The sequence below is a fragment of the Delftia sp. 11MD genome (assembly GCF_050907895.1).
In the GTDB taxonomy this organism is placed as follows: Bacteria; Pseudomonadota; Gammaproteobacteria; order Burkholderiales; family Burkholderiaceae_C; genus Comamonas; species Comamonas tsuruhatensis.
The window spans coordinates 3,591,423-3,604,584 of record NZ_CP194333.1; the positions used below are offsets into that span (position 1 = coordinate 3,591,423).

Genomic DNA, 13,162 nt, shown 5'->3' on the forward strand with positions numbered 1-13,162 from the left:
CCAGGAGAGCCCACCATGCATAACGCCGCCATTCTCTGCTCGGCTGCCCTGTTGGCCTGGCTCGCCCTCGGAGCGTCCTCCATCCACGCAGCCGCTCCGGGCGAAGACCCGGTGGTACTGAACAAGCCCGTGGACTATCTGAGGCTGCCGACGGCCAAGCCCACGACATCGACGGGGCTGGAAACCGTGACCGACATACCCATCAACATCAAGGCCAAGATAGCGCGCTATGAAGCCATGTCGATGAACAATGCTCCGGGCGTCGCCACAGATGCCGACGTGGTGACCACCACCACGATGAGCAGTGCCGGCATGAAGCGCACCTGCACGCAGGACATTGCCAGCAATACCAACGCAAGCGCATTCAATCGCTACGGGCCACAGACCACCAAGGACCAGATCGTGGTTCTCAAGGGTGATCTGGTCAACGTCTGCCGATAGCGCGGCCGGCGGCCAGCCATCGGGCTCTGGGCCGCCCCGCCACTCTCGTCCCATATTTCCGGCGCCGGCGCCTGTGCGCGCCTGTGCACTGGCTCGCCGTTTTCCAGCAGAGGTCCATCATGCGCAACAGCCTCCCATCGCCAGGACTTCCCCGCCACGATGCCGCGCCCCGGCCGGCAGACAGCGGCCACGCGGACTACCGAGGGGCTTGGCGCCAGCGATGGTCTGGCAGACAGGGCTGCATGCGGGTTGTCGCCAGCGCCGTTTCAGCCTCCATCGTGCTGCTGTCGGGTTGCGCGCCGCTGGATGCGCGCAAGGATTCCAAATACCTGGAAAAAGTCTATGCGGCCGACCGCCCGGTGGTGCGGCCGGTGCGCTCCATATCGAGCTTCTCCGATTCGCTGATGTGCATGGACAGGATGTTCCGCAACAGCCACATGCCCACGGTGCTGATCACCAGCAAGCAGTTGCCCGACTACACGGGCCGCGTGGCCGTGGCCGCCAAGGAGATGGTGGTCACCGCCCTGTCCCAGATGTCGCGCGTCAGCAGCGCCTTCCGCTACGTGGACTATGAGGTGGACATCGCCCGCCAGGACACGGTGCAGAACCTCACCACCATCTTGCTCAACAACAACCAGATCCAGCTGCAGCGCCCGGCCCTGTATGTGTCGGGCGCCGTGTCCTTCATGGACCAGAACGTGCTGCGCAACAACGTGGACATAGGCACCAGCGCCTCGCGCCTGGAAACCGGCTACAGCGCCAACCGCAGCGGCGCCGTGCTGGGCATGGAGCTGCACCTGGGCGACTTCCGCACGCGCACCATCATTCCGGGCCTGGATTCGGCCAACGAAGTCGTCATCGGCAACGGCAGCCAGGGTCTGGATCTGGCCGGCCGCATCGGCTCCTACGGCGTGCAGTTCAGCGTGGGCCGCGACTATGCCCAGGGCTCGGGCCCGGCCGTGCGCACGCTGGTCGAGCTGGGCATGATCGAACTGCTGGGCAAATGGTCACGCCTGCCCTACTGGCAGTGCCTGACGCTGGACCAGACCCATCCCGACTTCCAGCGCCAGCTGCGCGATTGGTATGAGGAGGGCGGGGCCGGCATCCACCAGGAGCTGGTACGCCAATCGCTGATCAGCAAGGGCTATCTGCCGCCCGACGCACCGGCCTTCACCGCAGGCAACCCGCAGTGGCGCGAGGCCATAGGGCGCTTCCAGGCCGACAGCGGCATGGTGGTCAATGGCGTGGTGGACTTCAGCACCTACGAGCGCGCACTGCGAGACTTCGTGGCCGTCAGCGCCGATGGACACATGACGCGCATCGGCTGGAACACCAAGAGCGCGGCACCGGTCACCGCTGCCGCCGAGAACGTGGCCGTGGCCACGGGCGACTACCGCTACGGCGCCCCCGCGCCCGACCGCAAGCTGGACCTGTGGCTGGAGAACATCACGCCCACGCGCACCTCCTTCGAGACGGGTGAGCAACTGTTCCTGTCCGCCACCGTGTCGCGCGCCTCTTATCTGTCGTGCTTCATGGCGGGTGCCGACGGCGAGGTGGTAAGGCTCTTGCCCAACGATGTGAACCGCTCGGGTTGGATCACGGCCGCCCAGTCCGTGCGCCTGCCCGACTGGATGAGCCCCAACCCCGGCTATGTGATCAATGCCGGCCCGGCAGGCAAGGAAGGCGTGGCCTGCTTTGCCACCGAGCAGAACATGAGCGACAAGCTGCCCCAACTGCTGCAGAACAAGGCCTTCATCGCCATCCCGGGCATGCGCACACTGGAGGATGTCAACCAGGCCATGGCTAGCGGACTGGGCGCCGACCAGTACACAGGCATGGCCCGCTTCTGGCAAGTGGTTCCGGCCCAGGCCAAGCGCTGATGCGCCTGACAACCGCCCCGTCCACGAACCCACCGGAGGCACACGCCATGCCGTCCCACGCCCACGAACCGCTGTGCGCCGCCCGTGCGCAGCGGCTCGCAACTGCGCTGCGGTTGTCCGTCAGGCTCGTGCTGGCGGGCCTGCTGGTCCTGCCGCCCGGCGTGACGCCCGCCATGCCGGCGCATGTGCAGGCTGCCGCACGCTTCACGCCGGTGGCCCCCATCCGGGTGGCAACCACCGGCCTGTTCAGCGCACAGCCCGGCACCAGCAATATCTCATCCACCTCCGACACCGCCCAGCAACGGGCCCTGTCCCAGCTGCGCAGCCGCGCCGAAGGCAAGGGCGTGAGCCTGGCCACGCAGCGCGAGGCGCAATGGGTGATGGGCCTGCTGGCACTGCATGGCATTGCCATGGCGCAGGACGGGCCGCAGGCCAGGCAATGGTTCGAGCGCGCGCAGCGCGCCGGCCATCCGCTGGCCAGTGCGGGACTGGCCTGGTGCGCCATGGATGGCTGCGGCCAGCCGCCCGACCCACCGGCCGCAAGACCCTGGATCGCCCAGCTGGCCAAGACCGACCCGGCCCGTGCGCAATATCTGGAATGGCTGCTGGCGCGGCGCCTGGCGCCGCTGTCCACGGCCGAACCCGTGGGCGAGGCCTTGGCCGTGGCAGGCACGCCCGACCAGGAACTGCTGCAGCGCGCAGCGCGCTCCGGCAGCCCCGGCGCCCAATTGGAATGGGGCCTGGCCCTGCTCGCGCAGGACGAGCCCGAGGCAGCGCTGCGCCAGTTCCGCGCGGCAGCGGCGCGCTCATCCAGCGCCGCGACCAATGCACAGATGCTGGGCGAGCGCCTGCGGCCCGCAGGCCAGCTGGTGTCGGCGCAGGGCAGCTCCACGCCTGCAGCGCAGGGGCCGCAGGCCATGCAGCGCACGCCGCAGCTGAGTGGAGCGCCCAGCGAGCAGGACATCCAGGTGCGCCAGCCCGTCACGGCCCAGCAGCAATGGGAGCAGGCGCAGCGCTACCACCGCGGCGACGGGGTGCCGGCCAACTACACCGAGGCGCTGCGCCTGTACCAGCAGGCCGCATCCCACGGCCATGTGGCATCGCGTCGCATGCTGGAGCTGATCTACTCGCGCCCCGCACCGGGCGGCGGCGTGGACATCGGATGGATGCAGCAGCTGGCGCGCATAGACCCCATGACCATGCAGCCCATGGCGCCCGTCAGCCCCGCGCCCTACCGGCGCGATCCCACGCCGCTGTTCGACATGGTGCCGGCGCCCTGGCACAGGCACTGAGGCAGGAGCGAGGCGCTACAGCACCACGTCCAGGCCGGTGTCGGCCATCCAGTCCACCGGGTCCTGGCGCAGGACCATGTCGATGTCCAGGCCCAGGGCCACGCCCACTTCGCCGGGAAAGCTCACGGCCAGGGCACGCTCGTCCCACTGCGCCTCGCGCGAGCGGGCGCGCCAGGCAGCGATGTGCAGCACGCAGGCCAGCGGATCGAAGCCCGGCTGGGCCAGCGGCGCGTACAGGTGCTGCAGCGCATCGGCCAGCAGTGGCGGAAGGTTCCAGCGGCGGGCCAGGCCCGCACTGACATGGCTGTATGTGTAGCCGCACAGCCGCATTTCCAGCTCGGCGCGACGCGGGTCCAGCGGGCCGACCAGTTCGGTGATGGTGGCGGCGCGGCCGGGGTCGATCATGTGCATGGCCAGCTCCCCCAGGCCGTGCATCAGCCCTGCGGCATAGGCCGCCGTGGGGCTGGCCTGCACGGTGCCGGCCAGCGCGCGCGCCACGCGGGCGGCTTCCACGCTGTAGCGCCAGAAGGCCGGCATGGCCATGCCCGGCACGGCATGGGCGCCCACGCCCAGCGGTATGCCCCGCACGATCTGGCGCAGCTGCGCGGGCGCCAGCAGGGCCAGCGCCTCGGGAATGCCGGTGACACGTCCCGCCATGCCGAACACCGGGCCGTTGGCCTGGGCCAGCAGCCCGGCGGCCAGCGCAGGATCGGCTGCGAAGAGCTGGCTCAGCCGGCGCAGGCTGGGCTGCTCGGGCACCAGCTCGCGCAGCAGCAAGGCCACGATGCGCGGCTGCGCCGGCAGGGCCAGGGCCTGTGCCAACAGCGTCTGCAGGTCCAGTGCATGCGCAGCCATCGCGTTTCCTGCCTTGCCGTGCGCGGGACTACTTGCGGGTCTGCAGCTTGGCGAAGGCCGAGGCCATGGCCGATTGCTGCACCGGCTCGGGCGCACGGCGCTGCCCGCCCTGGCTGCCGCGGCCTGCGCTCTCGAAGCGGTTGTCACGGGGGCCGTCGCGCCGCGCCGGTGCCGCATCGAGCTTCATGGTCAGGCTGATGCGCTTGCGCGCCACATCGACCTCCAGCACCTTGACCTTGACGATCTGGCCGGTCTTGACCACCTCGCGAGCGTCCTCGACGAACTTGTGGCTCATCTGGCTGACGTGGACCAGGCCGTCCTGGTGCACGCCCAGGTCCACGAAGGCGCCGAACTGGGCCACGTTGCTGACCGTGCCCTCCAGCGTCATGCCTTCCTTGAGGTCCTTGATGTCCTCCACGCCGTCATTGAAACGGGCCACGACGAAGTCCGGACGCGGATCGCGGCCGGGCTTTTCCAGCTCGCCCAGGATGTCCTTGACGGTGATGGCACCGAACTGCTCGCTCACGAACTGCTCGGCCTTCAGGCCCTTGAGCACTTCGGAGCGGCCCATGAGCTGGTCCACGCTCTTGCCCGTGGTGGCAATGATGCGTTCGACCACCGGGTAGGTTTCCGGGTGCACGCCCGTCATGTCCAGCGGATTGTCGCCGCCGCGGATGCGCAGAAAGCCCGCCGCCTGCTCGAAGGTCTTGGCGCCCAGGCCGGCCACGTCCATCAGCTGCTTGCGGCTCCTGAAGGAGCCGTTGGCATCGCGCCAGCGCACCACCGACTTGGCCACGCTGCCCGACAGGCCCGAGACGCGCGACAGCAGCGGCGCCGAGGCCGTGTTCAGGTCCACGCCCACGGAGTTCACGCAGTCCTCGACCACGGCGTCGAGCTGGCGCGCCAGCTCGCTCTGGTTCACGTCGTGCTGGTACTGGCCCACGCCAATGCTCTTGGGGTCGATCTTGACCAGCTCGGCCAGCGGGTCCTGCAGGCGGCGCGCAATGCTGGCGGCACCGCGCAGGCTCACGTCCACGTCGGGCATTTCCTGCGAGGCGAACTCGCTGGCGGAATACACAGAAGCGCCGGCCTCGCTGACCACGACCTTCTCGATCTGGCGGTCGGCCTTGCTGGCGATCTTGATCAGGTCGGCGGCCAGCTTGTCGGTCTCGCGGCTGGCCGTGCCGTTGCCGATGGCGATCAGGTTGACCTGGTGCTTTTCGACCAGGCGGGCCAGCACGGCCAGGGAGCCGTCCCAGTCGCGGCGCGGCTCGTGCGGGTAGATGGTGGTGGTGTCCACCAGCTTGCCCGTGCTGTCCACCACGGCCACCTTGACGCCCGTGCGGATGCCCGGGTCCAGGCCGATCACGGCGCGCTGCCCCGCAGGGGCGGCCAGCAGCAGGTCGCGCAGGTTGTCGCCAAAGACCTTGATGGCCACCTTCTCGGCGTCTTCGCGCAGGCGCGAGAACAGGTCGCGCTCGGTGGACAGGCTGAGCTTGACGCGCCAGGTCCAGGCCACGCACTTGCGGATCAGGTCGTCGCTGGCGCGCTTGGCGTGGCTCCAGCCCAGGTGCAGGGCAATCTTGCCTTCGGCCAGGCTGGGCTGGCCGGGCTCGGGCTCCACGGGCTGGACCAGCTTGGCCTCGAGGATTTCCAGCGCGCGGCCGCGGAACACCGCCAGCGCGCGGTGCGAAGGCACGCGGCCAATGGGCTCGTCGTATTCGAAATAGTCGCGGAACTTGGCGACCTCGGGGTCGTTCTCGTTCTTGGATTCGACCTTCTTGGAGCGCAGCAGGCCGTCTTCCCACAGCCATTCGCGCAGCTTCTGCACCAGGGCCGGGTCTTCGGCCCAGCGCTCCGACAGGATGTCGCGCACACCATCGAGCACGGCCAACGTGGTCGAGAAATCGGGGCCCGGCTTGCCGTCGTCCAGGGTGGTGGCCGGCTTGCAGAAGGCCTCGGCCTCCTTGTGCGGGTCCAGCGTGGGGTCGGCAAACAGCTTGTCGGCCAGCGGCTCGATGCCGAATTCCTTGGCGATCTGTCCCTTGGTGCGGCGCTTTTGCTTGAAGGGCAGGTAGATGTCCTCCAGCTCCTGCTTGGTGGGCGCATTGGCAATGGCCAGGCGCAGCGCGTCGGTCAGCTTGCCCTGCTCGTCGATGGCCTTGAGCACCGCGCCCCGGCGGTCCTCCAGCTCGCGCAGGTAGCCCAGGCGTTCGTCGAGCTGGCGCAGCTGAGCGTCGTCCAGTCCGCCCGTGACTTCCTTGCGGTAGCGCGCGACGAACGGAACCGTGGCTCCGCCATCAAGCAATTCGACCGCGGCACCCACCTGCTGCGGCTTGACATTCAGTTCTGCGGCGATTTGGGCAATGATTTTTTGCATTCGAGAGGCGCCCCGTGGCGTGGAATCCGGAAAAGCGGCCAAGTGTGCCACACGCGATTCGGGCCGGGCCGCTCACGGCCGACCCGCAAATGCAAGCATTTCTTGCAGGCCAATGAATTCAAGGGCTTGCAAAATCAATCCACTGCCTGCTTTTGCCGGGGCCCTGCGGCAGGCAGGCACCCTCTGCCACAATCACCAGCTTCGAATGCAAGACGATCTGTTCGGTTCTCCCCCACCATCGGCCCCTGCCCCGCCGCCTGCGCCTGCCGGCCGCACACCGGCACCGCGCAAGGCCGCCGGCGCCGTGCAGCTGGCGCCCCAGGCCCTGCAATGGCAGGCGCTGGCGGACCAGCTTGCGCAGGGCCTGCGCATCGGGGTCTCCACCTGGTCCTACCCGGGCTGGGAAGGCTTGATCTGGGATGGCGCCTATGACAAAAGCGTGCTGGCCAAGAAGGGACTGGAGGCCTATGGCCGGCATCCGTTGATGCGAACGGTCTGCGTGGACCGCAGCTTCTGGAGGCCGTTGACGGCCAGCCAGTACCTGGCCTTCGCGGGCCAGGTGCCGGCCGATTTCCGCTTCGTGGTCAAGTGCCCATCCGTGGTTACCGACGCGCAGGTGCGTGACGAGGACGGCAAGGGCATGTCGCTGAACCCGGTGTTCCTTCAACCCGATCTGGCCGTCACCAGCTTCGTCGAGCCCACGCTCGAAGGGCTGGGCGAGCGGCTGGGCGTGCTGGTGTTCCAGCTCAGCCCGATGACCTGGGGCCTGCTCAGCCGCCCCACCGAACTGCTGGCGCGGCTGCAGGCCATGCTGGAGGCCGTGCGCGCGGCGCTGGCCGCCCATCCGCTGGGCGCGCAGATCATCGTGGCGGTGGAGGTGCGCGACCCGGAGCTGCTGACGCCGCAGTTGGCAGATACCCTGCGCGCCAGTGGCGCCACCTTCTGCCTGGGACTGCACGGCAAGATGCCCCCCATCGAGGAGCAACTGGTTTTTCTGCGCGGGCTGTGGCCCACCCCGCTGGTCTGCCGCTGGAACCTGAACCGCGAGTTCGGTGCCTACGGCTATCCCGATGCGCAAAAGAAGCACGACCCCTTCGACGAGATCCGCACGCCCGATGCGCACACGCGTGCCATCCTCGCCAAGACCATCGATGGCATCACCAGCCGCGGGCTGCCCGCCTTCGTGACGGTGAGCAACGATGCAGAGGGCTGCGCGCCGCGCTCCATCGCGCTGCTGGCCGATGCCGTGGTCCAGGCGGAGGCGGCCCGGGTTCAGCGCTTGCCGTAGGCGCGCTCCACGCGGGCCACGCGCAATTCATAGTGCTCGTACCAGGCGTCCTTGCCCAGTTGCTGGGCGACCAGGTGCTCGGCATCCTGCTTCCAGCGCGCGATGGATTCGGCCGTGGACCAGTAGGACACGGTGATGCCGAAACCGTCCTCGCCGCGCGTGCTTTCCGCACCCAGGAAGCCCTGCTGCTGCGCGGCCAGGTCCACCATGCGCTGGGCCATGAGGCCGTAGCCATCATCGTCGTCCGGCGTTCTGCGCGACGAGAAGATGACGGCGTAGTAAGGCGGCTCGGGGGTGTTGGCAAAGGGGCTCATCGTGGTCGGGCGGCAAGTTCTGCGGGCCCGCAGAATACACCGCCCGCGCTCAGGAATTCGCCGGCTCAGAGGCGGACGGCGCCTGCACCTGCTCGCCGCCCAGCACCTTCCACAGCGTGACGCGGTTGAGCTGCTCGGACAGGCGCAGGCCGATCAGGGTCTGCTGGGCCGTGTAGAGGCTGCGCTGCGCATCCAGCACGGTGAGGTAGTTGTCCACGCCGGCCTTGAAGCGTGCCTCCGACAGGTCGAAGGCCTTTTGCGTGGCCGCGACCATGCTGGTCTGGGCGGCCAGGCGCTCGTCCCACTGCGCGCGGTCGGCCAGCACGTCGGCGGTCTCGCGGAAGGCCGTCTGCACGGCCTTCTCGTACTGGGCGATGGCGATGCGCTGGTTGGCCTCGGCCACCTGCACGCCCGCACGGTTGCGGCCACCGTCGAAGATGGGCAGGCGCACCAGGGGGATGAAGCTCCAGGTGCTGCTGCTGCCGCCAAAAAGGCCATCGAGCTCGCGGCTGCCCGATCCCACGCTGGCCGTGAGGCTGATGGTGGGGAACATGGCTGCGCGGGCGGCGCCGATGTTGGCCTCCATGGCGCGCAGGTTGTTCTCGGCGGCCTGGATATCGGGGCGCACCAGCAGCACGCTGGAGGGCAGCGGTGCAGGCACGGGCTGCAGCGCCGCCGCAGGCTGGGCGCCGGCGCGCAGCGTGGCGGCGCCGGGCAGCAGGCTGTCGGGCAGCGGACCGCCCACCAGCAACTGCAGGGCGTTGCGGTCACGCTCCACCTGGGAGGTGAAGCTGGCCACGTCGCCGCGCGCCGTGTCCACCGTGGTCTGGTTCTGGGCCAGCACCAGGCCCGAGGTCGAACCTATCTCATGCATGCGCCGCGTCAGTTCGTAGGCCTTCTCGCGGCTGGCCAGGGTGTCGCGTGCCAGCTGCAGGCGGGCCTGGTCGGCGGCCAGCGTGAGCCAGGCGTTGGCCACGTCGGCCACCAGGCCGATCTGCACATTGCGCCGGTTCTGCTCGCTTTGCAGGAACTGCTGCAGCGCGGCCTCGCTGAGGTTGCGCACGCGGCCCCAGAGGTCGATCTCGTAGCTGGCAAAGCCCAGCTGGGCCGTGTACTGGGTGGTGACAGATGCCGATTGCGTGGCGCTGGTCATGCCGGCGGCCGTGCGCGCACGGCTGGCCTGAACCTGGGCGTTGACGCTGGGCAGCAGGTCGGCGCGCGTGATGCCGTACTGGGCACGCGCGCGCTCGATATTCTCCACGGCCACGCGCAGGTCGCGGTTGTTGGCCAGGGCCAGCGCAATGACCTCGCGCAGCTGCCGGGACTGCACCCAGTCCAGCGCGGCGGCCGCCTGCAGGCTGGCCTCGTCGGCCTGTGCCGGATTGGCTGCGGTGCTGCCCACCGTGTCGGGCACGGGCATGTCCGGCGTGCGGTGCTGCGGCGCAAGATTGCAGCCGGACAGCAGGGCCGCCAGCGCGGCCGCAGCGGCGAGGGTGGAACGGTGCATTCGGCGCCTCATGCTGCGCTCTCCTTGGTGGTATGGGGTGAGTCGGTTGCCTGCTGCGGGCTTTCTTCATCCGTGCGCGAGTGGCTCTTGAACCAGCTGCGGATCAGCAGGAAGAACACCGGCACCAGGAAGATGCCCAGCACCGTGGAGGCCAGCATGCCGCCGAGCACGGCCGTGCCGATGGCATTGCGCCCGCCCGCGCCGGCACCCGTGCCGATGGCCAGCGGAATGACGCCGAAGCCGAAGGCCAGCGAGGTCATCAAAATGGGCCGCAGGCGCAGGCGCACGGCCGAGACCACGGCGTCGAAGATGCTCTTGCCCTGCTCCTGCAGCTGCACGGCAAATTCCACGATCAGGATGGCGTTTTTGGATGCCAGGCCCACCGTGGTCAGCAGGCCCACCTGGAAGTACACGTCATTGGTCAGCCCGCGCGTATAGGTGGCGGCCAGCGCGCCCACCACGCCCAGCGGCACGGCCAGCATCACGGACAGCGGCACGGTCCAGCTCTCGTACAGCGCCGCCAGGCACAGGAACACGAAGAGGATGGAGATGGCGTACAGCAGCGGCGCCTGCGCGCCCGACTGGCGCTCCTGCAGCGAGGCCCCCGTCCACTCGTAGCCTATGCCGGCCGGCAGCGTGCGCAGGATGTCCTCGACGATCTGCATGGCCGTGCCCGAGCTGACGCCCGGCGCGGCGCGGCCTTCCATTTCGTAGGCCGGGTTGCCGTTGTAGCGCATGAGCTGGGGCGAACCGTAGGCCCAGTAGCTGCTGGAGAAGGCGCTGAACGGCACCATCTCGCCCTTGCCGTTGCGCACCGTCCATTTGGCGATGTCCTGGGGCAGCATGCGGTGCGGCGCATCGCCCTGGATGTAGACGCGCTTGACGCGCTCGTTGTTCAGGAAGTCGTTGACATAGGTGCCGCCCATGGCGCTGGACAGCACGCTGTTGATGTCGGTGTACGACAGGCCGAGCGCAGCGGCCTTGCGGTCGTCGATGTCCAGGCGCAGCTCGCTGGCGTCCTCCAGGTTGGTCATGCGCAGATTGGTGAGCTCGGGGCGCTTGCGGGCCTCGGTCAGGAATTTTTCCTTGGCCTGCAGCAGCGCTTGGTGGCCCAGGCCGTTCATGTCCTTGATCATGAAGTTGAAGCCCGAGCTGGAGCCCAGGCCGCGCACGGCCGGCGGCAGCATGACCAGCACGCGCGCATCGCGGATGGAGGCCAGCTCCCGGGTCGCCCGGTGCGCGATCTCGGAGGCCGACTGGCCCGGCAGCGGGCGCTCCTCCCAGGTCTTCAGCCGCACGAAGGCGCGTGCCGAGGCCTGGTCGCCGTTCAGGCCAGAGACCTGGTAGAAGCTCAGCACGTCGGGCTGCTTGGCAAAGTAGTCGCGCACCTCGTCGAGCACGCCCTGCAGCCGCGTGTCGGCCGCGCCCGAGGGCAGGTTGATGTTGACGAAGACAAAGCCCTGGTCCTCGTCGGGCAGGAAGGACGTGGGCAGGCGCGCCATCAGCAGCCAGACCACGCCGCAGACGGCCAGGAAGATCAGCATCATGCGCTTGGCGCGGCGCAGCGAGTACGCCACCGTGCCCTGGTAGCGCGCGGCCGTGGCGTCGAAATGGTGGTTGAACCAGCGGAAGAACCGGTCGTTCACCCCCAGGATGCCGCTGCGGATCGGGCGGTCATGCCCTGCCCCGCCCGCTGCGGGCGGCTTGAGCAGCGTGGCGCACAGCGCCGGCGTGAGCGTCAGCGCCACGAACACCGACAGCGCCATGGCCGCGACGATGGTGATGGAGAACTGCCGGTAGATCACGCCCGTGGAGCCGCCGAAGAAGGCCATGGGCACGAACACGGCCGACAGCGTCACGCCGATGCCCACCAGGGCTGGCGTGATCTCGCGCATGGACTGGCGCGTGGCCTGCTTGGGCGACATGCCCGTCTCGTGCATCACGCGCTCGACGTTCTCCACCACGACGATGGCATCGTCCACCAGCAGGCCGATGGCCAGCACCATGGCGAACATGGTCAGCGTATTGATCGAGTACCCGGCCAGCGACAGCACGCCGAAGGTGCCCAGCAGCACCACGGGCACGGCGATGGCGGGGATCATCGTGGCGCGGAAGTTCTGCAGGAAGATGAACATCACGATGACCACGAGGATCATGGCCTCGCCCAGCGCGCTGACCACTTCCTTGATGGAGGCGCGCACGAAGGGCGTGGAGTCCGAGCTGACGAAGTAGTCGATCTCGTTGGGAAAGAAGGGCTTGAGCTCGGCCAGCTTGGCGGCGATGGTGTCGGCCACGTTCATGGCGTTGGCGCCATCGGCCAGCACGATGCCCATGCCCGCGCCCGGCAGGCCGTTGAGCTTGGCCTTGATGGTCAGGTTGTCGGCGCCCAGCTCCACGCGGGCCACGTCCTTCATGAGCACCACCGAGCCGTCCACGGACGACTTCAGGACGATGTCCTCGAACTGCTCCACCGTCTTGAGCTTGGTGCGCGCCGTGATGGTGGCGTTCAGCTGCTGGTCCGCCACGGCAGGCAGCGCGCCCAGCTGGCCGGCCGAGACCTGGGCGTTCTGCGAGTTCAGCGCATTGACCAGGTCCGACGGCATCAGCGCGTACTTCTCCATCTTGGCCGGGTCCATCCAGATGCGCATCGCATAGTTGGTGCCGAAGACGTTGACATCGCCCACGCCGTCCAGCCGGCCGATCACGTCGACCAGGTTGCTGGTGAGGTAGTCGCCGATGTCGACCGCGGTCATGGCCGGGTCCTTGGAGAAGAAGCTGTAGGTGACCAGGAAGTCCTGGCCGCCCTTGTTCACGAACACGCCCCGGCTCTTGACGGCGTCGGGCAGGCGGTTCACGGCGGACTGCAGCTTGTTTTGCACCTGTACCTGGGCCACATCGATGTTGGTGCCCGGCGCAAAGGTCAGCGTGGTGCGCGCGCGGCCCGAGGCGTCGGACGTGGAGCTCATGTAGAGCATGTTGTCGATGCCCTTGAGCTGCTGCTCGATGATCTGGGTCACCGAGTTCTCGACCGTCTCGGCCGAGGCGCCCGTGTACTGCGCGCCGATGGTCACGCGCGGCGGCGCGATGTCGGGGTATTGCTCCAGCGGCAGCGTGAAGATGGACAGCGCGCCGCCCAGCATGATGACGATGGCGATGACCCACGCGAAGATGGGCCGGTTGATGAAGAACTGAGCCATGTGACGGG

The 13,162-nt window shown here is 68.5% G+C and carries 9 protein-coding genes; 4 read left to right on the forward strand and 5 right to left on the reverse strand.

Annotated elements, in window-relative coordinates; translation table 11 throughout:
- Nucleotides 1-15 precede the first annotated feature (15 nt).
- From ACRSCF_RS16285 to ACRSCF_RS16295, 3 genes are all read left to right on the forward strand, one after another.
- Complete coding sequence (locus ACRSCF_RS16285; RefSeq protein ID WP_016446808.1) at nucleotides 16-441, forward strand: hypothetical protein; 426 nt, start codon at nucleotides 16-18, stop codon at nucleotides 439-441.
- Nucleotides 442-683: 242 nt separating this feature from the next.
- Nucleotides 684-2,321 (forward strand): DUF4384 domain-containing protein, encoded by a 1,638-nt coding sequence (locus tag ACRSCF_RS16290; RefSeq protein ID WP_034363952.1) that lies wholly within the window; start codon nucleotides 684-686, stop codon nucleotides 2,319-2,321.
- A 47-nt stretch (nucleotides 2,322-2,368) separates the two neighbouring features.
- A complete protein-coding gene (locus tag ACRSCF_RS16295; RefSeq protein ID WP_016446806.1) occupies nucleotides 2,369-3,613 on the forward strand; it encodes an SEL1-like repeat protein in 1,245 nt (414 codons plus the stop codon).
- 15 nt (nucleotides 3,614-3,628) lie between these two features.
- Here the strand turns inward: ACRSCF_RS16295 and ACRSCF_RS16300 are convergent, their stop codons facing one another.
- Nucleotides 3,629-4,468, reverse strand: a complete 840-nt coding sequence (locus ACRSCF_RS16300; protein ID WP_016446805.1) for an HDOD domain-containing protein — start codon at nucleotides 4,466-4,468, stop codon at nucleotides 3,629-3,631.
- 28 nt (nucleotides 4,469-4,496) lie between these two features.
- Nucleotides 4,497-6,848: a Tex family protein gene (locus ACRSCF_RS16305; RefSeq protein WP_047218270.1), complete on the reverse strand. Its 2,352-nt coding sequence runs from the start codon at nucleotides 6,846-6,848 to the stop codon at nucleotides 4,497-4,499.
- A gap of 205 nt (nucleotides 6,849-7,053) precedes the next feature.
- Here ACRSCF_RS16305 and ACRSCF_RS16310 point away from each other — a divergent pair, with 205 nt between their 5' ends.
- Complete coding sequence (locus ACRSCF_RS16310) at nucleotides 7,054-8,136, forward strand: DUF72 domain-containing protein (RefSeq protein ID WP_034363953.1); 1,083 nt, start codon at nucleotides 7,054-7,056, stop codon at nucleotides 8,134-8,136.
- Here the strand turns inward: ACRSCF_RS16310 and ACRSCF_RS16315 are convergent.
- Genes ACRSCF_RS16315 through ACRSCF_RS16325 form a run of 3 tightly spaced genes read right to left on the reverse strand, consistent with a single transcriptional unit; the run spans nucleotide 8,121 to nucleotide 13,154 of the window.
- Entirely contained in the window at nucleotides 8,121-8,450 is a 330-nt protein-coding gene (locus ACRSCF_RS16315) for an antibiotic biosynthesis monooxygenase family protein (protein ID WP_016446802.1), read from the reverse strand. The two genes, ACRSCF_RS16310 and ACRSCF_RS16315, sit on opposite strands and share 16 nt — an antisense overlap.
- 49 nt (nucleotides 8,451-8,499) lie before the next feature.
- Nucleotides 8,500-9,957 (reverse strand): efflux transporter outer membrane subunit, encoded by a 1,458-nt coding sequence (locus ACRSCF_RS16320; RefSeq protein ID WP_411165063.1) that lies wholly within the window; start codon nucleotides 9,955-9,957, stop codon nucleotides 8,500-8,502.
- Nucleotides 9,958-9,965: 8 nt separating this feature from the next.
- Nucleotides 9,966-13,154, reverse strand: a complete 3,189-nt coding sequence (locus ACRSCF_RS16325; RefSeq protein ID WP_016446800.1) for an efflux RND transporter permease subunit — start codon at nucleotides 13,152-13,154, stop codon at nucleotides 9,966-9,968.
- Nucleotides 13,155-13,162 lie beyond the last annotated feature (8 nt).

Excerpts from the sequence above, each read along its gene's own strand:
- ACRSCF_RS16285 (WP_016446808.1), top strand. The coding sequence starts at position 16 with ATGCATAACGCCGCCATTCTCTGCTCGGCTGCCCTGTTGGCCTGGCTC.
- ACRSCF_RS16290 (WP_034363952.1), top strand. The coding sequence starts at position 684 with ATGCGGGTTGTCGCCAGCGCCGTTTCAGCCTCCATCGTGCTGCTGTCG.
- ACRSCF_RS16295 (WP_016446806.1), top strand. The coding sequence starts at position 2,369 with ATGCCGTCCCACGCCCACGAACCGCTGTGCGCCGCCCGTGCGCAGCGG.
- ACRSCF_RS16300 (WP_016446805.1), bottom strand. The coding sequence starts at position 4,468 with ATGGCTGCGCATGCACTGGACCTGCAGACGCTGTTGGCACAGGCCCTG.
- ACRSCF_RS16305 (WP_047218270.1), bottom strand. The coding sequence starts at position 6,848 with ATGCAAAAAATCATTGCCCAAATCGCCGCAGAACTGAATGTCAAGCCG.
- ACRSCF_RS16310 (WP_034363953.1), top strand. The coding sequence starts at position 7,054 with ATGCAAGACGATCTGTTCGGTTCTCCCCCACCATCGGCCCCTGCCCCG.
- ACRSCF_RS16315 (WP_016446802.1), bottom strand. The coding sequence starts at position 8,450 with ATGAGCCCCTTTGCCAACACCCCCGAGCCGCCTTACTACGCCGTCATC.
- ACRSCF_RS16320 (WP_411165063.1), bottom strand. The coding sequence starts at position 9,957 with ATGCACCGTTCCACCCTCGCCGCTGCGGCCGCGCTGGCGGCCCTGCTG.
- ACRSCF_RS16325 (WP_016446800.1), bottom strand. The coding sequence starts at position 13,154 with ATGGCTCAGTTCTTCATCAACCGGCCCATCTTCGCGTGGGTCATCGCC.